Source organism: Centipeda periodontii DSM 2778 (assembly GCF_000213975.1).
In the GTDB taxonomy this organism is placed as follows: Bacteria; Bacillota; Negativicutes; order Selenomonadales; family Selenomonadaceae; genus Centipeda; species Centipeda periodontii.
The window spans coordinates 2168761-2187401 of record NZ_GL892076.1; the positions used below are offsets into that span (position 1 = coordinate 2168761).

Here is an 18641-nt window from a genome sequence, read left to right on the forward strand (position 1 = left end):
AATCCCAGCCTCCCCCGTGCGACCACGGGGGAGGGGGACCGCGTAAGCGGTGGAAGGGGCGCTTGTAGCGATACCGCTGACATAATGACAAGGGCTGTTGCACGAAGCTGGAAAACTTCGTGCAACAGCCCTTTCTTCTGTGTCATGTATGGCGCTCCACCGTAAATCGCGCGAGTGCAATCGCCTCCTTCGGCTGAATGCGCGCCTTCTCACGCGCGATGGCAATCTGGTCCTCTGCCGTATCGATTCCCGCAAGATCGGGCAGCAGCAGCCCGCGCCGATTGTCCGTCAGGCTCTTCACGATCACCCCGTAGATTTTCGGATTGAGCTGTGCCGCCGATTCGATTGGCTCGGGCATACTCAGCACGTCCACCGAGTAGACGAGGCGGTTCAGCTCGTGCTCCTCAATCGGCTCAAAGCGTCCGTCATGCGCCGCCGCTGAGACAGCATTGTAGAAAATCTCCTCGGCGAGCGTTTTCTGCGCGGGCAAGAACGTCCCGATGCATCCGCGCAGCTTTCCGTATTTCTTGATCGAGACAAATGCCCCCGCACGTTTTTCGATGAGTTCCTGCGGCAGATCAGAGGGCAGCGATGCGAATGAATGCGTTCGTACAAAGTGCTCTATACTCATACGCGCAAGCCGCACGTAGTCATCCTCCGCCGCGCGCAGTTCGGCAATCGCCGCATCCTCCGCACGAACGAGCCGTGCCGCGTAGTCGGTCCCCGCATCCCGCCCCGTCACGGTAAAGGACGCGACGGCATAGCCCACACCGAACGGAGCCTCATAGCTGTGCAGCTTCGCATCCGTCGCCGCGCGGTCAAGCGCACCCGCAAGCACCCACAGCCCGTTCAGCCCGCAGTGTCCCGCCGCCTCGGCAAAGCTGCCGGGAATCTGCAAGAGCGACAGGAAGTCGCCCGTCTTCATGAATGCTGTGCAGAGTTCATCGAACTCCGCGCCCTCGGGCGCAAAGCCGTTTGCACCGCCCTCCATGAGTCGATGCGAAAGATCTCCGCTTGCGATGCAGATCGTCCGACGTCCGAGCCGCTCCGCCGCCGCCGCAATCGCCTGACCGAGCAGGGCATGTGTATGCGCGGGCAGTCCCGCGATGCCGATGCGGACGAATTTGGTCGGCGCATCGCCGAGGTATTCACTCAGGAAGAAGAGCGGGATCATTGTGCCGTGATCGAGTGCCGGATTTTTCTCCCCGAGCGTCCCCGCAGGAATGTTCTTCTCTGACGCAGTAGAGGAGAGCGCGCGTACAAATTCCTCGTCGTATTCAATCCCGATGGATATCTCAGGATGCCCGAACGCGGCGAAGTTCCCCTCCGCGCCCGCACCCGGCGAGATGTGAAAGAAATCATCGTACGCCGTCGCGTGTGGGCTGATGATGACGACCGTATCGGGGCGCATCTCCGCCGCCGCGCGCATCGTCTCGTGATACGCTCGAACGGTCGCGGCAATCTCCCCCTCCCGTCCCTGCCCGATGGTTGGAATGATGAGCGGCGGATGCGGAACGGCATAGGCGGCAAGGATGGACATAATGCTCACTCCCTCATAGAAAAAAAGCCGACTGCAAAACAGTCGGATCTATAAAAATATACCAAGATGGTGCGGATGAAGGGGGTCGAACCCATACGCCTTGCGGCACTGGATCCTAAGTCCAGCGCGTCTGCCAGTTCCGCCACATCCGCATGTGAAAACTCAGCAAGCGTATTCTATCATGACGACGCGGGGCTGTCAATCCGTGCATTTGACCACGCGAGCACCGCCGCACGCATCTGCTTCACATCCAGAACACCATACGCGAATCCGCGCCGCACAAGCTCTGTCGGGAGAAATTCATCGTATTTGTCAAAGATCGGCACCTCATCGGGATAGAGCAGTTCCATCGCATCGAGTTTCTCAGCCGCTTCCTCCGCGAGAATGTAAAAGAACTCTGCGGACGACACCTTCATCGTGAACTGCATAAAGTACGGGCGCATCGACGCAAAGCCGCGCAGTCCGAGACGCGCGCCGCAGCGAATCCGAAGAAACCGCTCAAGCGCGAGAAAGGCATAGCTGCCGAGCCACGGCAGAAGCGCGTACATCTCGCCGCCGAGCGGGATGAGCACATCCTCCGCCGCGCGTGAGTGCCGCGCCGTATCGCGCGCCTGCGTGAGGCGTGCCACAGCATTTTTCAGCAGATAGGGTGGGATCAGTTCCTCGCGCAAGACCTGCCGCATACGGCGCAGGATACGCGTGTGGATATCGCCGGGGCACTCGCCGAAGTAGGCGGGCACATTCCCCTTCACCATCTCGCAGTAGACGAGGTGACGCTTACGGTCAACCTCGAGGACGCGCCAGACATGCCCCGCGATGGCGATTTTCTCCCCGACGGGCGGTGGCGTGACAATCGTTCCGATCTCCTGCGACGCGCTGCGAACGGTGTACTCCTCGTTCTCCTGAAACACGCCGTAGAAGCGGAAGGACTGCACGATGCGCTCCCCCGCAAGCCCGACGATGAGCCCGCCGCGCTCCGTCGTCTGCAAATGTTCCTGTGCAATCAGATGCCGCAGGAGGATTCGGTAGTCCTCCTGTGTAATGCGATGAAAGACGTGCAGGGAGAGCACACGATCCGCAAGCGCACGCGGGGACAGTTCCCCGCAGGATGCGGCGACGCTCATGGTCTGATGGTAGAGCAGACTGAACGGCAGGCGGTCAAGGCGCGGCGGCTCAACCCAGCGTTCCTCAAGATAGAGCTGGATGAGGGCAATTCCCTGCAGCAGTTTCCACGGAATTGTCGCAGGCAGGAGGGCACGCGCCTCGGGCGCGTCCTCGCGCACGACGAAGTGCATTTCCTGCGGCTGTCCGCGCCGCCCCGTCCGTCCCATGCGCTGAAGGAACGACGAGACCGTCCACGGCGCATCGATCTGAAAGGCACGCTCAAGACGCCCGATGTCGATGCCAAGTTCGAGTGTCGCCGTCGTGCACGTTGTAAAGAGGCTGTCTTCGTCCTTCATGCGCACCTCTGCCGTCTCGCGGAATGCGGCGGAGAGATTTCCGTGATGGATGAGGAAGCGGTCGGGCTCATGCTGTTTCTCGCAATAGGAGCGCAGGGTTGTCGTCACCGCCTCGCACTCCTCGCGCGAGTTGACGAAGATCAGGCATTTCTTCCCGCGTGTATGGGCAAAGATATAGCCAAGCCCGGGGTCTGCATGTTCCGGCGGCGTATCCGTCGGCGCGCCGATGACATTCTCCACCGCAAGGTCATCGCGCCCCTCCCCCGCCTGCGTGTCGCGCACATAGAAATGCTCAAGGGAAAGCCGCCATCTGCTCCCCTTTGCCTCGATCTGCGGCACAAGCGTCCTGCGCCCCGTCCCCGCCGCAAGGAAATCCCCCGCACGCCGCGCATCGCCGATGGTCGCCGAGAGTCCGATGCGGCGCGGCTGCACGCCCGCAATGCGTGAGAGGCGTTCGATCAGACAGAGCGTCTGCCCGCCGCGGTCCCCGCGCAGGAGCGAATGCAGCTCGTCAATCACGACGAAGCGCAGATCGCCAAAGAGCCTTGGGATCGCCATGTGACGATGCAGGAGCAGCGCCTCAAGCGACTCCGGCGTGATCTGCAGGATGCCCGACGGTCGCTTCATCAACCGCGCCTTATGCGTCTGCCCCACATCCCCGTGCCAGTGCCAAACGGGGATGTCCGCCCTGTGGCAAAGCTCTGTCAGACGCTCGAACTGATCGTTGATGAGGGCTTTCAGAGGTCCAATGTAGATACAGCCGACGGAGGTCGGCGGGTTCTCGTGAAAGAGCGTGATAATCGGAAAAAACGCCGCCTCGGTCTTGCCGGATGCGGTCGATGCCGTCAGGAGCACATGATCGTCCGTCCCAAAGATCGCCTCCGCCGCCGCAATCTGGATGCCGCGCAGACTCTGCCACTCCTGCCCGTATATATAGTCGCGCACAAAGGGTGCATAGCGGTCGAATACGCTCATAGCTCGAACTCCGCGAACTGCGCGCTGATCTCCGCCCCCTCCACCTCATTTTGCGCGTAGGAAAATTCATCCGAGCCGAGCAGATCAGCGAGTTTTAATGTCGGGTTCTGGTAGATAATGTCGAGCACCTGAATGAAGTCGCGGATGACCTCGCGCGGCGTGATGTGTGTATCCGCACCGATGCGCCCAAACTCGATGCGGATGAAGTCCGCAAGATCATCCTGCGTGACAATCTGCGCGTATCCGTAAAGGTCCGCATGAATCGCAGCCAGTTTTTCGATCAGCACAAGCATTTCCTCATGCGTGAGCGGTGAGAGCCGTATCACGGGCGAGAGCAGGTCGCGGTGCGCCCCCGCAAAGCGCCCCTCGGCGAGGCGAGAGCGCAGAGCCTCGTAGCTGTAGACGCCGCGCCGTGTATCCTCCATACACGCGGGCGTGCCGCAGAGGATCATGCCGAGGTACTGCGCGCGCCCCTGCATCGCATCGTTATACATCGTGAGGATCTTCTCGTAGTTGTACTGGCGCGTGACCGCGTGCGGGATCTTGTAGATGTTCACCAGCTCGTCGATGAGGATGAGCATGCCCGCATAGCCTGCCTGCCGCAGGAACGCGGCGAAGAGTTTCAGATACTCGTACCAGTCGTCGTCCGTGATGATGATGTTCACGCCGAGATCATGCCGCGCCTCGGTCTTCGTCGTATACTCCCCGCGGAACCAGCGCGCGATCTGCGCCCGCTTTTCATCATCGCCGTCGCGGTAGGCATGGTAGTAGAGGGTCAGCAGACGCGTAAAATCAAAGCCGTGCACGAGATCGTTCAGCCCATAGATAATCGCGGCAATGCGCCGATCGACGGCAGCGGGAAAATCGGGATGCTCCGGCGCGATGCCGTCCTCCGTCACGATCTCCTGCTGCACACGGCTGATCCAGCGATCGAGGATGAGCGTCAGTGCACCGCCCTCGGGCGTCGTCTTTGTCGCCATATTGCGGATGAGCTCACGATATGTCGCAAGCCCCTGCCCGCGCGTCCCCTGCAGGCGGCGTTCGGGCGAGAGGTCGGCGTCCACGACGACGAAGTTCTTCGCCATAACATAGCTGCGGATCGTCTGCAGCAGGAAGCTCTTGCCGCTGCCGTAGCGTCCGACAATGAAGCGGAAGGATGCCCCGCCGCCCTCGATCATCTCCACATCGGAGAGCAGCGCCTCGATCTCGCTGCGCCGCCCGACGGTAATATATGGGAGACCGATGCGCGGCACAACACCGCCCTTGAGCGCATTTACGAGCGTCTGCGCAATGCGGCGCGGAATTTTCTTCGGTTCATTCGCTGCCATGCAGATACCTTTCTATTAGTTCGTCCCGATAATCGGGAACAACGGCGGGCGGATCGCCCTCGATCACCGTGTCCTCGAAGTCATCATACAGTTTTTCGTTGATTCCGTCGACGAGGACAGAGAGCATATGCCCCTCTGAGCGCACCCATACGATGCTTTCAGCGGCGAGGAGTGCACGCAGAAGCCGCAGCTCCACCGCATCCAAAACCTCGGATACGTCTGCTCCCTCATCAACAAGCCTCTCATCAGCGGGTGCGGGAGGAACAGAGGGCTCTGCCGCAGAGACGGGCAATATCAGTTCCTCTCCCTCCTCCACAACCAGCCGCTCCTGCGTTACATCGGCATCCGCACGAATCCGTGCAAGCTTCGAAAAGTCCAGCCGCACGCGCCGCGCTTCTGCCGCTTTCTGCTCCCTAAAAAAGGTTTCGATCTCCTCTTGTATGATTTTCTCCTGCCACTTCTTCAGCTTCGGCGGCTGAATCGCCGCAAGATCAAAACGTGCACGCAATGCGGCATCAATCCCGCGCAGGATTGCCCCGAGACGTTGAGGAGCACGGTCTGCACGCTCATACGAGTGCAGCGCCCAATAGCCGCTCACGCACTCGTAGCGGCGCAGCGGATGAATCTCATAGACACGATCCGGCTCCTCCTTGGGCGGCTGAAATACCGCCGATGAAAAGAGGCGCATGGGAACGGTCTGCTCCACGGCAATGAGATCGGCAAACGCGCTGATTTGACGGTGTTTCTCGTAGTATTCCGTCACGCGATCGAGTACGCGAAGCGTGACCGCATTCACCTCATCTGTATGCGCACGGTAGAGCTTCGACCGCTCAAGCCGATAGGAGGAGAGCACACAGACCGCTGCCATGACTTCCGCCGCCGTATGCTCCGCGCGATGAAGCATCACATCGATCGCTTCATCCTGTTTCTGACGCGCAAGCGCATCCCCGCGCCATGTCATCAACTTGGGATCAAGCCCATAGTAGATAACGAACTCGTCTTCCCACTCCGCGATATAGCGTCCAATCTGCGGGTCAAGCACACGATAGCTCTCGCAGAATGCGTGCAGCTTCTCATAGGCATCCTGCGCGTCCCTGCATCCGATGAGATGCAGCAGTTCGTAGACGTAGAGGGATGCGTATGACATCCCCTTCTTTTCTACAATTCCGCGCCGCAGAGCCGTTCGCCATGTGAAGTAGCCGCGCAGCTGTGCATTCGAGAGCGAATCATACGTCGGAAAATATTGATTGACCACGCCTTTATAAACATAGTCATCCTCATAGTTCACCATCAGCCGCGCTTGTTTCAGAAAAAGTTCCGCACGCGACTGCCAAGAGTCATGTGATGTCGTGACGAGTGAGCGCATAGCTCGCAGCAGCTTCGGTGTCGGTTGCTTTGGCGTCGGCGTGGGAGCCTTCGGAATTGCTTCATCGCGATAAAGATGTGCTGCTAAGCGCCGCAAGATCTCTGCCGCCCATCCGTTCCCCATCACACACCTCCGTCTGTCTGTTCGATTTACTTTCCCTATTTTACTACGAATCGCGAAAATAGCAAGCGTACGAAATGTACAAGAAAATACGCCTCCTGCCGGGCAGCAGGAGGCGTATTTTCGATAGAGAGAAAGAAATGTAGGGAATGTATGTGAATTCCGCGGAAGGGAAGGCCGCAGAATACGCACCGAAAGTCATAGAGTTTCGAGCACATTCGCGCTCTTGTTCTCTCGCTTTCATGGATAATATAACGGAGTGGTTTTAGAACGTCTTGTGAACGGCGTTAATGTTCGATTATATTGGATTGTATTTTTCTGTTATTTACGGGGTCAGGCCATGCGTCAGTTTTGCTTTTATGATCCTTCTTACCGATTCGTTGATTCTTTCTTCACTGATTTGTCCATTCTGCAAAGCGTTGTATATCCCCATATAAGCATCTTCAGCATGCGCAAGTTCGTGACAGACCAACACGATATCCGCGCCAGCTTGAACCGCTTTCAATCCCGCTTCGCGGAATGTGAGATGATTCGCTACCGCGCCCATTTCCAGATCATCCGTAATGACAATACCTTGATAGCCCAAATCATTTCGCAGGAGATCGGTAATGATGGTACGCGACAGGCTGGCAGCATTTTCTGCATCAAAGGCAGGATATTTGAGATGTCCCACCATGACCATATAATCGAGATCTTTTCCCTTGCCCGTGTTATGGATCATTTCTCTAAAGGGCATGATGTCCGCTTTTTGCAGTTCTTCTTCACTGGCTTCTATCGAGGAAATTTCTTTGTGAGAATCCACAGTTCCCCTGCCTATGCCTGGAAAATGTTTCAGGGCATAGATAATCCCTGCGGAATGATACCCATTCCCTATGGATTTGATAAAAGCAAGGACTTCATAGGGATCTGTGCTGTAAGATCGCCCCTCCGATGCTCCCACATCAGCAACAGGAGCAAAATTCACGTTGATCCCCAAGGACATCAACTCCTCAGCCAAGGAGACAGCAAGCCCTTCGGCAAACTCCGGGCTTTCCTTCCCGACGTCTTCCGCCGCAGGTGGGGCAGGGATAAAGCTTTCCCCCCGCACCACTGCCCCACCTTCCTCATCAATGGCGATAAAGAGAGGCAGTTTTTCATTTGCACCCGATTGAAGATCCGCGATAAGCTTCTTGGTCTGATCCTTTGATTCCAAATTCCGATCAAAGAGAATGATTCCGCCGTAGTGGAATTGTCCCAGAACATAGCGTGAGTCATTATCAAACGCCTTCCCCGGAACACCGACCATCACCATCTGTCCGATTCTCTCTGTGATGGACATGTCGGACAGAATCTCCTCCACTTGTTCGTCCACTGTAAGTTGACGCCCATCGTGCTGTGCATCTCTCCCCCTCTCCATCGCAGGTTTATGATTGATTACATTTGCTTTCAAGACATATAGCGAACCGCCCAGTATAGCCAGCAAAAAAACGACTGCCCCCAATAAGCCTACAGCAATTTTATATTTTTTTCTCATAAAAACTCCCATATACATCTGGAAAGCTAAGGCAGCGCTGAATTTATCAGCGCTGCCTTCTCGACACACTCTATCACTACTTCACTTTCACTTCGAATTCCCCGATCAGCCAACGACCTTCGCTCTTAGACAAGGTAGCCTTGCCTAAAAAAACTTGATTCGAAATGCGCCCGTTGATCTTGTCTTGAGAGTTCAGCTGATAGCTTAGAACTACTTGGGAAGGCGTTTCGGAAATAATCTTTATATTGCTCACGTCATTGGAAACGGTGGTGTTATAACTCTGTGAGAAAGATTCGTAAGTCCCCAGCTGGTTCTGCATCTCCCATGTCAGGGAGTTATAGGCCGCCGACATTTTGCCGGCAGCGATGTTATGATAATAGCCCACCAAGGTGTTGACAGCCTCCTTGGTTCCTTGATTAGAATTTGCCGCTTCACTGGCGGCAGCGACTCCGGCTGCCGCGCCGCCTGCGACCATTGCTCCACCGGCCTTGGCAAGGTTGCTTTTGCCCGCAGATGGTGCAGCGCTGCGGGAGGATTTTGCTTGATTGTCGCCGACGGCGGCTCCGGCGGCATGTTTTACTCCCTCTTCCACAACCTCTTGTGCCACTTCTTTCTTGGCAGCATTGAAAATCTTAGAGACGACTTTGCAGCCGGTGAGCGGGAAAACGAGCATGACTGCCAATATACAGGCAGCCGGGCGTAAGAACTTCATTTCTGTTCCCTCCTATACGGACTTCATTTTATCAGTGCTTCCTTAGCGACTCAACATACAGAGCACCATTTTCTCTCCTTATGCCCCAGTCGTTCCCGCCAGTCGTTCGACCTCTTCCTGCGATAGCTGTGTTGCTTCCGCAATCTGGGAAAGCGTGAGTTTTCCCAAAGCGAGCAATGCCGTCGCCGTCCGGCGAGCCGACTCGATACGACCTTCGACACGACCTTCCATGCGCCCCTCAACACGGCCTTCAGCACGCCCCTCAATAAGTCCTGCCTCACGCCCCTCCATACGCCCCTCTTCCATTTTCTTCTCTCCGAATTTTTCCATCAGTTCGCACATGGCATTTACCCCCTCTGCTTCTGCCTTAAAGTAATCGGCTCGTTTGGCAAGTTCTTTGTAATTCATCTGCTCCGGAGTCTCGCAAACGAACGAAAAAATCTATGCCAATCGGATGGACTTCATTTTATCAGCGATTCCTTATATCATATTTTCGTAGCAAATCATCAAGGTAAGATAGTGTAAGCGAATCGCAAGGATGTATTTTACCGGATTTCCTTGCTCGATCCAAGCGTTCCTGTCTCTCACAAAGCCATTGCTCAATCAGCTTAGAAGAAGACTGTCATTCGCGAGTTCGCTGCCCGCTGCCTGCTCGAACATCGAGAGAAGGTCGCGCGTTGTGAGCCCCTGCTTTTTCTCCTGCGGCACATCGAAGAGGATGCGTCCCTCGTGCAGCATAATGAGGCGGTTGCCGTAGCGCAGTGCATCTTTCATGTTGTGGGTGATCATGAGCGTTGTGAGCTGATCCTCCTCGACAATCTGCTGCGTCAGCTCAAGCACCTTCGCCGCCGTCTTCGGATCGAGCGCCGCCGTATGCTCATCGAGGAGCAGGAGATTCGGCTTCACGAGCGTCGCCATGAGGAGTGTCAGTGCCTGCCGCTGACCACCCGAGAGCAGCCCCACACGGGAGGAGAGGCGCTCCTCAAGACCGAGCTTGAGACGTGCGAGCTTTTCACGGAACACATCGCGCATCTCGCCCGTCGAGCCCCAGCGCAGCGTCGGCGTCTGCCCCCGACGCGCTGCGATCGCAAGGTTCTCCTCAATCATCATGCGCGCCGCCGTCCCCATCATCGGGTCTTGGAAGACGCGCCCAATGAACTTCGCCCGGCGGTGCTCCGGCCACTTCGTAATGTCCTCGCCCGCAATCGAGATCTTCCCCGTATCCACGGAGATCGCGCCTGCAATCGCGTTCATCAGCGTGGACTTGCCCGCGCCGTTGCCGCCAATGACGGTCACGAAATCACCGGGATTCAGGTGAAGCGTAATGCCGGTGAGCGCCTTTTTCTCCGTAATCGTGCCGGGATTGAATGTCTTTTTGATGTCCTCAATGCGCAGCATCACTCTGCCCCCTTCTTCATCGCGTGGTATTTCGACTGGATGAGTGGCAGTGAGAGCGCGATGGCAACAAGGATTGCCGTAAAGAGTTTGAGGTCATTCGGCGGCATGCCGAGCTGCAGTACGATTGCGATGACCGCACGGTAGACGACGGAGCCGAGCACGACGGAGATCAGCCAGTTCTTAAAGCTGCGCGTGCCGAACAGCACCTCGCCGATGATGACGGAGGCGAGACCGATGACAATCGTACCCGTGCCCATGCCGACATCCGCAAAGCCGTTGCTCTGCGCCACGAGCGCACCGCAGATCGCGACCATGCCGTTCGAAAGGAGCAGACCGAGCACGATCATCACATCCGTATTGACACCGTTCGCGCGGATCATGTGCGGATTCGCGCCCGTCGCACGGATGGCAGTGCCCAGTTCCGTGCCAAAGAACCAATACGTGAGCAGAATCGCAAGCACAACAACGACCGTACCGATGAGCAGGATGTTCGTCGCCGTGTCGAGCCCCCAGAGATTCCACTCGGTAAAGAGCGTCTCCTGCTGCAGGAGCGGCAGATTTGCCTTGCCCATGACGCGCAGATTGATGGAGTAGAGACCGATCATCGTCAAAATTCCTGCCAGCAGCGCGGGAATCTTGAGTTTTGTGCAAAAAAAGCCCGTGATAACCCCCGAGATGCAGCCCGCCACGCAGGCAGCGAAGATCGCCGTCAGCGGCGTATAGCCTGCTATGAGCATCGCGGCGGAAACGGCGGCACCAAGAGGAAAACTGCCCTCGACCGTCAGATCGGCAATGTCCAAAACGCGATAGGTCAGATAGACGCCAAGCGCATAGAGTCCCCAAAGAACTCCCTGTGCCGCCGTCGCAACGACGAGATCCATAACGTCACTCCCTAGTTTCAGAAAAAAAGCGGACACGCTGCGTGCCCGCTCCGCTGTGTTCGTCTTACTTAGGAAGCACTGATAAATTCAGCCACGCCATCTTGACGCATCTTTTTTGCCCGTACTGTGTCGGCAAATCCTCCACATAGCCCCTGCTATGCGTCCGGTTTGCCTCCTTGTTCGGACGAAAAAATCTACGCCAATTGACGGACTTCATTTTATCAGCGATTCCTTACGGCACAATCGTCGCGCCGTCCATGACATCGGCAGGAATCGTTAGACCGATTTTCTCCGCATTCTTCTTGTTGATTACGACCACAAGATCGTGCGCCGTTTCGATCTTCATATCGGCAGGCTTCGCCTTGCCCTCGAGAATGTCTGCCGCCATATCGCCCGTCTGGACACCGAGCTTGTAGTAGTCAATCCCCTTGGTCGCAAGAGCACCCGCCGTGACGCCGCCGACATAGCCGCAGATCACACCTTTGCCCGCCGGATCTGTGACGCTCGTAAGCGTCGGCATCGCCGATGCGATTACATTGTCTGTCGGTTCATAGAACACATCCACATCATTGATGATACTCTGCGCCGCCTGCTGGATATCGTTGACCGTCGAAATGGTCGCAACGCGCACGGTCAGCCCCTTCGACTCGGCGTATTCCTTCATCGCCTTGACCTGAATCTCGGAGTTGACCTCACTGGAGGAGTAGATCGTGCCGATCGTCTTGGCATTCGGGTAGAGCTTCCGAAGAAGGTCAATCTGCTCGGCAATCGGCGTGAGGTCACTTGTACCCGTGACATTGCCGCCCGGCGCTTCGTTCGACTTTACCACCTTCGCACTCACATAGTCCGTCACCGCCGTACCGACGATGGGGATATCCTTCGTCGCGTTCGCTGCCGACTGCACTGCAGGCGTTGCAATCGCACAGATGAGATCCACCTTGTCGCTGATAAATCGCTGTACAATATTCTGGAGGTTCGACTGATCCGCCTGTGCATTCTGGCGGTCGATTGTGAGGTTTTTCCCCTCCTCATAGCCGCGTGCCTTGAGACCGTCCACGAACCCACGATTCGCATCATCGAGTGAGCTGTGCTCCACGAGCTGAACAATCCCGACCTTGTAGGTCTTGTTGTCCCCCTTCGCCGCCTGCTCGCCGCATCCTGCTGCCGCCAAAACTCCGAGGGCAGCGATGCCAAGAGCGACACATTTTACGAATTTTGTCATCCGCATCGAATCCCCACCTTTTCTATGTCCACATTAGTCCACCAGAGTTGCATCTTTCAGCACATCCTCCGGAATCGTCAGTCCGAGCTTTGCCGCGTTGCTCTTGCTGATGACAAGCGTCAGGTCGCGCGCTGTCTCGATCGGCATATCCGCAGGCTTCTTCTTCCCCTCGAGGATGTCTGCCGCCATATCGCCGGTCTGAACACCGAGCTTATAGTAGTCAATGCCGTAGGTCGCAAGGCAGCCGCCCGTCACCATAAACGGCTCGGCGCAGATGACCGCCTTCCCCGCCGCGTCCGTCACGCCCACAAGCGTCGGGATCGAGGATGAGATGACATTGTCCGTCGGCTCATAGAATACGTCCACATCATTGACGAGACTCTGCGCCGCCTGCGGGATATCGTTCACCGTTGAAACGGTAGCCGCTCGCACCTTGAGCCCCTTTGACTCGGCGTACTCCGTCATCGCCTTGATCTGGATCTCGGAGTTGACCTCGCTCGAGGAGTAGATCGTACCAATGGTCTTCGCGTTTGGATAGAGCTTGATGAGCAGATCGATCTGTTCCTTGATCGGGTTGAGGTCGCTCGTTCCGGTGATATTGCCGCCCGGCTTCTCGTTTGACTGCGCCAGCTTCGCGCTCACATAGTCCGTAATTGCCGTGCCGACAACGGGAATGTCCTTCGTCGCGTTCGCCACCGACTGCGCCGCCGGCGTCGCGATCGCACAGATGAGATCCACCTTGTCACTGACGAACCGCTGCGCGATGTTCTGCAGGTTCGACTGATCCGCCTGCGCGTTCTGGCGGTCGATCGTGAGATTCTTGCCCTCCTCGTAGCCGCGCGCCTTGAGTCCATCCACGAACCCGCGATTCGCCGCATCGAGCGCATTGTGCTCCACGAGCTGGACAATGCCGATCTTATAGGACTTCTCACCACCTGCCTGTCGGTCGCCGCCGCAGCCCGCCATCATGCCGAGCCCGAGCACTGCGATGCCAAGAGCGATGCCTTTCATTGCCGTTGTCATCCGCATCGAGATCCCACCTTTACTATTGTTTCATTTTTACAATACTGATTTATTATACATGGACATCATCAAAAAAGCTAGTATTCATACAATGAAAAATGTGAAGGGACTGCTCTGAGAAACGAAAACTTCCCAAAGCAGTCCCACAGTTTATGACGTTTGTCCTTCTTTTAAGAGATCCTCGAGCGTATGCCATGCGAGCACCGCACATTTTACGCGCGCCGGCATATTTGAGATATTCTTCAGTGCCACTGCCTCATCCAGTTCCTCAAGTGCAGCATCATCCGTCACCTCACGCTTGATCATCGCGGTGAAGAGCTGCGCAAGGCGATGTGCCTCCTCGACCGTCTTACCACGCATCAGGTCGATCATGATATCCGTGCTCGCCTGCGAGATCGCGCATCCGACACCTGTAAAGGCGCCGTCTTTGATGATGCCGTCCGCGATCTCAAGCTCGAGCGTGATCTCATCGCCGCAGCTCGGATTATGCCCGCGCTCGCGTACCGTTGCCGACGCGAGCGCTCCCTTGTTCTCCGGCGAGCGGCTGTGCTCGCCGATGACCTCCGTATAGAGATCGCCGAGCGCCGCTGTCTCAGTCGCCATAGCCGAGTACCCCCCGTACCTTTTTCAGAGCCGCGATAAACTGGTCGACATCCTCGTGCGTGTTGTAGAGATAGAAGCTCGCGCGGCACGTCGCATTCTGTCCGAGATAACGCATGAGCGGCTGCGCACAGTGGTGCCCTGCGCGGATTGCAACACCGTGGCTGTCGAGAATTGTCGCAACGTCATGTGGGTGAACATCCTTCACATTGAACGTGATGATGCCCGTCTTGTTATCGCGCGTCGTGTCACAGCCGTAAAGCTCCACAAACGGCAGTTCACGCAGCTTCGGCAGCGCATACGAGAGGAGATCCCGCTCAATTCGCTCGATGCGGTCAAATCCCACCTTTTCAAGATAGTCAATCGCCGCAATCAGCCCCGACGCACCGCTGACGTTCTGCGTGCCCGCCTCGAACTTCGCGGGAAGTTCGGCATACGTTGTTTCCTGCTCGCCCACATAGTCGATCATATCCCCGCCGAAGAGGAACGGCGGCATCGCATCGAGTATGTCATATTTGCCGTAGAGGACACCGATCCCCATCGGCGAAAGCATCTTGTGTCCCGAGAATGCGAAGAAGTCCGCGTCCATCGCCTGCACATCCACCGCAATGTGCGGCACGCTCTGCGAGCCGTCCACGACGATGACCGCCCCGACCGCATGGGCGCGGTCGGCAATCGTACGTACATCGTTGACGAGACCGAGCACATTCGATACATGTGTCACGGCGACAATCTTCGTCTTTTCCGTGATCTTCTCCGCGATATCCGCCGCCGAGAGGTTCCCGTCCTCCGCAAGGTAGATGTACTTCAGCACCGCACCGCGCGCCTTTGCAACGAACTGCCACGGCACGATGTCGCTGTGATGCTCCGAGATCGTGATGACGATCTCATCGCCCTCGCGGATATTCGCACGCCCATAGCTGTACGCGACGAGGTTCAGTGCCTCCGTCGCATTCTTCGTGAAGATGATCTCCTCGGGACGCGCCGCGCCGATGAACTGCTGCGTCCGTACACGCGCCGTCTCATAGATATCCGTCGCCTTTACAGAAAGCTCGTACGCCCCCCGATGCGGATTCGCATTGCAGTAGGTGCAGTAGTCGGCGACCGCCTTGATGACCGCCTCCGGTTTCTGCGTCGTGGCACCGTTATCAAGATAGACGATGGGACGACCGTTCATCTTCGTCTGCAGGATCGGGAAATCCTGTAAATACTCGTTATTCCTGCGTTCCACCCAAAAGTCTCCTCTCAAGGTAGCCGGCGATCTCAGCGCGCAGCTCTTCGCTCTCGATGCGTGCCATCACCGGCTCAAAGGATGCCTCCACAATCAGCTGCTGCGCTGCACGGTCGTCGAGACCCCGGCTCATCAGATAGAAGAGCTTTTCCGCGTCCATACGACCGATACTGACGGCATGGTGCCCGTCCACATCGCCCTCATGCGAGAGCATGAGCGGCACACTTCGGTTGCGCACATGGGGCGAGAAAAGCATTACCTCCTCATCCTCCTTGCCGACCGAGCCGCGCGCGCCCTGAATGAAGTCCAGCGTCCCGCGAAACGTCTTGACGCTGCGGTCCAGCAGAGCGCCGCGCACCTGCATATTTGCATCTGTGCGCCGCCCCTCCTGACGGATTACATAGTTGAGGTCGATCTTGCGCGCCTCATCGCCGAAGTACAGCCCCCAGACATCTGCGCGTGCCTCATCACCCGCGAGCGTTACACGCAGCTCCGATGCCGTATGCGCAGCGCCCGCCTCGACGAGCGTGCAGGAGAACAGTCCTCCGCGCGCCACATTTGCATGAATGCGGCTCGCTGCAGGTACATCCGCCGGCGCAAACTGAATATAGGTCAGTGCAAACTCTGCGCCCTCCGCGACATCCACATAGATCTCCTGCGCTCCATTCTCGCGCAGCTCCACCGTATATTTTGCATGCTCACCCGCTGCGGCGGAGAGCCTGATTTCATCCTTTGCATCCGCAAGCCCCGCAGGCACGGGCAGATCATTCACCCCGAGCCAGCGCCATGTCGGCATGGGGATACGGCTGAATACGTCCTGCATTGCCATCACCCCATCGTTCCTTCTAGTTCGATATTGACCAAATTGTTCATCTCGACTGCGTACTCCAGCGGCAGTTCCTTCGCAATCGGCTCGACAAAGCCGCGCACAATCATCGCGCGCGCCTCCTCCTCGTCAATGCCTCGGCTCATCAGATAGAAGATCGCCTCGTCGCTGATGCGCCCGATCTTCGCCTCGTGCCCGATATCCACTGCGTCGCACGCGACATCCATCACGGGCAGCGTATCACTGCGCGACTCCGAGTCCAGCATGAGCGACTCGCAGTTGACCGAGCACTTTGCCCCGACCGCGCGCGGCGTCACCTTGACCCCGCTGCGGTAGATCGCAACACCGCCCGACTTCGAGATCGAGCGCGTGCTGATATTCGCCGATGTATTCGGCGCGTCAAAGATCACCGTCGCGCCCGTGTCCAGCTCCTGCCCCTTCGAAGCGAACGTAATGCCCGTGAACTCACAGCTCGCGTTCTCCCCATGCAGAATACTTGTCGGATAGAGCATCGAAACGTGCGAGCCGAACGAGCCGGAGACCCACTCGACTGCGCCGTCCTTCTCCACCTTCACGCGCTTCGTGTTGAGATTCATCATATTGCGCGACCAGTTCTCGATCGTCGAGTAGCGCAGACGCGCGCCCTCCTTCACGAACAGCTCGACGCAGCCCGCATGGAGATTCGTCACATTGTACTTTGGCGCGGAACAGCCCTCAATGAAATGCAGGCTTGCGCCCTTCTCCACGATGATGAGCGTGTGCTCGAACTGTCCTGCCCCCGCCGCATTCAGACGGAAGTAGGACTGCAATGGGATGTCCACCTTGATCCCCTCGGGCACGTAGACGAACGAGCCGCCCGACCAGACCGCGCCGTGCAGAGCGGCAAATTTATGCGCCTTCGGCGGCACAAGCGTCATGAAGTACTGCTGTACGATGTCACCGTACTCCTGCAATGCCGTCTCCATATCCGTATAGACGACGCCCTGCTCCACGAGCGACTCCTGAATCGAGTGATAGACCACCTCGGAGTCATACTGTGCGCCGACGCCCGCGAGCGAGGTCTTCTCCGCCTCGGGAATCCCCAGACGGTCGAACGTATCCTTGATGTCCTCGGGCACCTCGTTCCAGTCCCCGACCATCTTTGCATCAGGGCGCACATAGGTCACAATTTCATCCATATTCAGATCGGAGAGATCCGGTCCCCATGCGGGCATTGGCATCGCATGGTAAACATCCAATGATTTCAGACGAAAATTCAGCATCCACTCCGGATCGTTCTTGCGTGCCGAGATGTCGCGGATGATCTCCTCTGTCAGCCCCGACTGCGACTTGTACGCCGAGCGATCCTCATTTGTAATATCGTAGATCGTCCGCTCAATGTCGGCGACCTGCGTCTTTTTCCTTGACGTGAAGTCCTCCATTCGGCTCACCCCACTTTATCCTGATCCGCAAGGATACGGGCAAACCCCTCGTCATTGATCTGCTGAACGAGTTCCGCACCACCCTCGCGCACGATCTTGCCCTGCGCAACGACATGCACACGGTCTACCTTGAGCTTATCGAGGATCTTCGCATTGTGCGTGATGATGATACAGGAGTTCTCCGCCGTGTGGAATTTCGCCACACCCTCGGACACAATCTGCACCGCATCCACATCCAGACCTGAGTCCGTCTCGTCGAGCAATGCCAGCTTCGGCTGTAGCATGAGCAGCTGCAGCACCTCGCTGCGCTTCTTCTCACCGCCCGAGAATCCGACATTCAGATAGCGCTGTGCATAGCTCGGATCGATCTTCAGCTCCGCCATCATCGCGTTCAGTTCCTTGCGGAACGGCATGAGTTTCACACGCTCGCCCGTAATCATCTGGCGCGCCGTGCGGATCATATTCTCCACCGTGATCCCCGGAATCTCCTCCGGCGACTGAAATGCAAGGAAAAGTCCACGACGCGCACGCTCAAATGCGCGCAGCTCGCCGATATCCTCCCCTTCGAGGACAAGACTTCCACCCGTCACCTCATACTTCGGATGCCCCATGATGACATTCATCAGCGTCGACTTCCCGGAGCCGTTCGGCCCGAGAATGACATGCACCTCACCCTTACAAACGGTGAGATTCAGCCCCTTTAGAATCTCCTTGCCCTCTACGCCCGCGTGAAGATCCTTTATTTGCAGCAATACCTCTGCCATACTAAACTCTCCTTATATATCCTTATATATCAGTGATTCCTTAATCCTTACAAAAATACTCAGGATTACGTTTTCATCATTGTATTTGCTTTCATATAAAAAGTCAATAACCTTAAGCACGATCTATAAACAAAACAAATAATTGAGATTCCTTTTCACAAAAAGAGGAGACCATTGTAGGAGGATCAACCTCCGTACAACAGTCCCCGTTCTTAAGGAACCACCGATATATTCAGCGCCATCATCTCGACGCATGTTTTT

At 56.9% G+C, this 18641-nt stretch carries 16 protein-coding genes, 1 tRNA gene and 1 pseudogene; all 18 read right to left on the minus strand.

The genetic code is table 11. From position 1 onward, the window contains the following. Positions 1 to 142 precede the first annotated feature (142 nt). A complete protein-coding gene (gene amrA, locus HMPREF9081_RS09845; protein WP_006307128.1) occupies positions 143 to 1540 on the minus strand; it encodes an AmmeMemoRadiSam system protein A in 1398 nt (465 codons plus the stop codon). Positions 1541 to 1607: 67 nt separating this feature from the next. Next, positions 1608 to 1692 (minus strand) — tRNA-Leu (locus tag HMPREF9081_RS09850). A gap of 27 nt (positions 1693 to 1719) precedes the next feature. Next, positions 1720 to 3975 carry a DEAD/DEAH box helicase gene (locus HMPREF9081_RS09855; protein WP_006307129.1) on the minus strand — a complete coding sequence of 752 codons (2256 nt, stop codon included), beginning with the start codon at positions 3973 to 3975 and terminating at the stop codon, positions 1720 to 1722. Next, positions 3972 to 5303: an ATP-binding protein gene (locus HMPREF9081_RS09860; protein WP_006307130.1), complete on the minus strand. Its 1332-nt coding sequence runs from the start codon at positions 5301 to 5303 to the stop codon at positions 3972 to 3974. The genes HMPREF9081_RS09855 and HMPREF9081_RS09860 overlap by 4 nt, the downstream gene beginning before the upstream one ends. Beyond that, the gene (locus HMPREF9081_RS09865) at positions 5290 to 6792 is read right to left on the minus strand and encodes a TerB N-terminal domain-containing protein (RefSeq protein WP_006307131.1); all 1503 of its coding nucleotides are present in this window, start codon (positions 6790 to 6792) and stop codon (positions 5290 to 5292) included. Before HMPREF9081_RS09865 ends, HMPREF9081_RS09860 begins: the two co-directional genes overlap by 14 nt. Positions 6793 to 7114: 322 nt before the next feature. Then, a complete protein-coding gene (locus HMPREF9081_RS09870; RefSeq protein ID WP_040395019.1) occupies positions 7115 to 8302 on the minus strand; it encodes a glycoside hydrolase family 3 N-terminal domain-containing protein in 1188 nt (395 codons plus the stop codon). Between the two features lie 76 nt (positions 8303 to 8378). Beyond that, positions 8379 to 9014, minus strand: a complete 636-nt coding sequence (locus tag HMPREF9081_RS09875) for a hypothetical protein (RefSeq protein ID WP_006307133.1) — start codon at positions 9012 to 9014, stop codon at positions 8379 to 8381. A 78-nt stretch (positions 9015 to 9092) separates the two neighbouring features. Further along, positions 9093 to 9446, minus strand: a pseudogene (locus HMPREF9081_RS09880) (hypothetical protein); the annotation flags it as partial. 171 nt (positions 9447 to 9617) lie between these two features. Beyond that, on the minus strand, positions 9618 to 10412 hold the full coding sequence (locus HMPREF9081_RS09885) for an ABC transporter ATP-binding protein (RefSeq protein WP_040395023.1): 795 nt from the start codon (positions 10410 to 10412) through the stop codon (positions 9618 to 9620). Beyond that, on the minus strand, positions 10412 to 11293 hold the full coding sequence (locus tag HMPREF9081_RS09890) for an ABC transporter permease (protein WP_006307136.1): 882 nt from the start codon (positions 11291 to 11293) through the stop codon (positions 10412 to 10414). The genes HMPREF9081_RS09885 and HMPREF9081_RS09890 overlap by 1 nt, the downstream gene beginning before the upstream one ends. Positions 11294 to 11357: 64 nt before the next feature. Next, on the minus strand, positions 11358 to 11510 hold the full coding sequence (locus HMPREF9081_RS14595; RefSeq protein WP_006307137.1) for a hypothetical protein: 153 nt from the start codon (positions 11508 to 11510) through the stop codon (positions 11358 to 11360). Positions 11511 to 11525: 15 nt separating this feature from the next. Then, the gene (locus tag HMPREF9081_RS09895; RefSeq protein WP_006307138.1) at positions 11526 to 12521 is read right to left on the minus strand and encodes an ABC transporter substrate-binding protein; all 996 of its coding nucleotides are present in this window, start codon (positions 12519 to 12521) and stop codon (positions 11526 to 11528) included. 27 nt (positions 12522 to 12548) lie between these two features. After that, positions 12549 to 13544, minus strand: a complete 996-nt coding sequence (locus tag HMPREF9081_RS09900) for an ABC transporter substrate-binding protein (RefSeq protein ID WP_006307139.1) — start codon at positions 13542 to 13544, stop codon at positions 12549 to 12551. A 144-nt stretch (positions 13545 to 13688) separates the two neighbouring features. Then, positions 13689 to 14141: a Fe-S cluster assembly sulfur transfer protein SufU gene (gene sufU, locus HMPREF9081_RS09905; protein WP_006307140.1), complete on the minus strand. Its 453-nt coding sequence runs from the start codon at positions 14139 to 14141 to the stop codon at positions 13689 to 13691. Continuing rightward, the gene (locus tag HMPREF9081_RS09910; protein WP_006307141.1) at positions 14131 to 15369 is read right to left on the minus strand and encodes a cysteine desulfurase; all 1239 of its coding nucleotides are present in this window, start codon (positions 15367 to 15369) and stop codon (positions 14131 to 14133) included. Before HMPREF9081_RS09910 ends, sufU begins: the two co-directional genes overlap by 11 nt. Further along, positions 15353 to 16198: a SufB/SufD family protein gene (locus tag HMPREF9081_RS09915; protein WP_006307142.1), complete on the minus strand. Its 846-nt coding sequence runs from the start codon at positions 16196 to 16198 to the stop codon at positions 15353 to 15355. Before HMPREF9081_RS09915 ends, HMPREF9081_RS09910 begins: the two co-directional genes overlap by 17 nt. Then, positions 16198 to 17616, minus strand: a complete 1419-nt coding sequence (gene sufB, locus HMPREF9081_RS09920; protein ID WP_006307143.1) for a Fe-S cluster assembly protein SufB — start codon at positions 17614 to 17616, stop codon at positions 16198 to 16200. Before sufB ends, HMPREF9081_RS09915 begins: the two co-directional genes overlap by 1 nt. Positions 17617 to 17621: 5 nt before the next feature. Further along, a complete protein-coding gene (gene sufC / locus HMPREF9081_RS09925) occupies positions 17622 to 18380 on the minus strand; it encodes a Fe-S cluster assembly ATPase SufC (RefSeq protein ID WP_006307144.1) in 759 nt (252 codons plus the stop codon). Positions 18381 to 18641 lie beyond the last annotated feature (261 nt).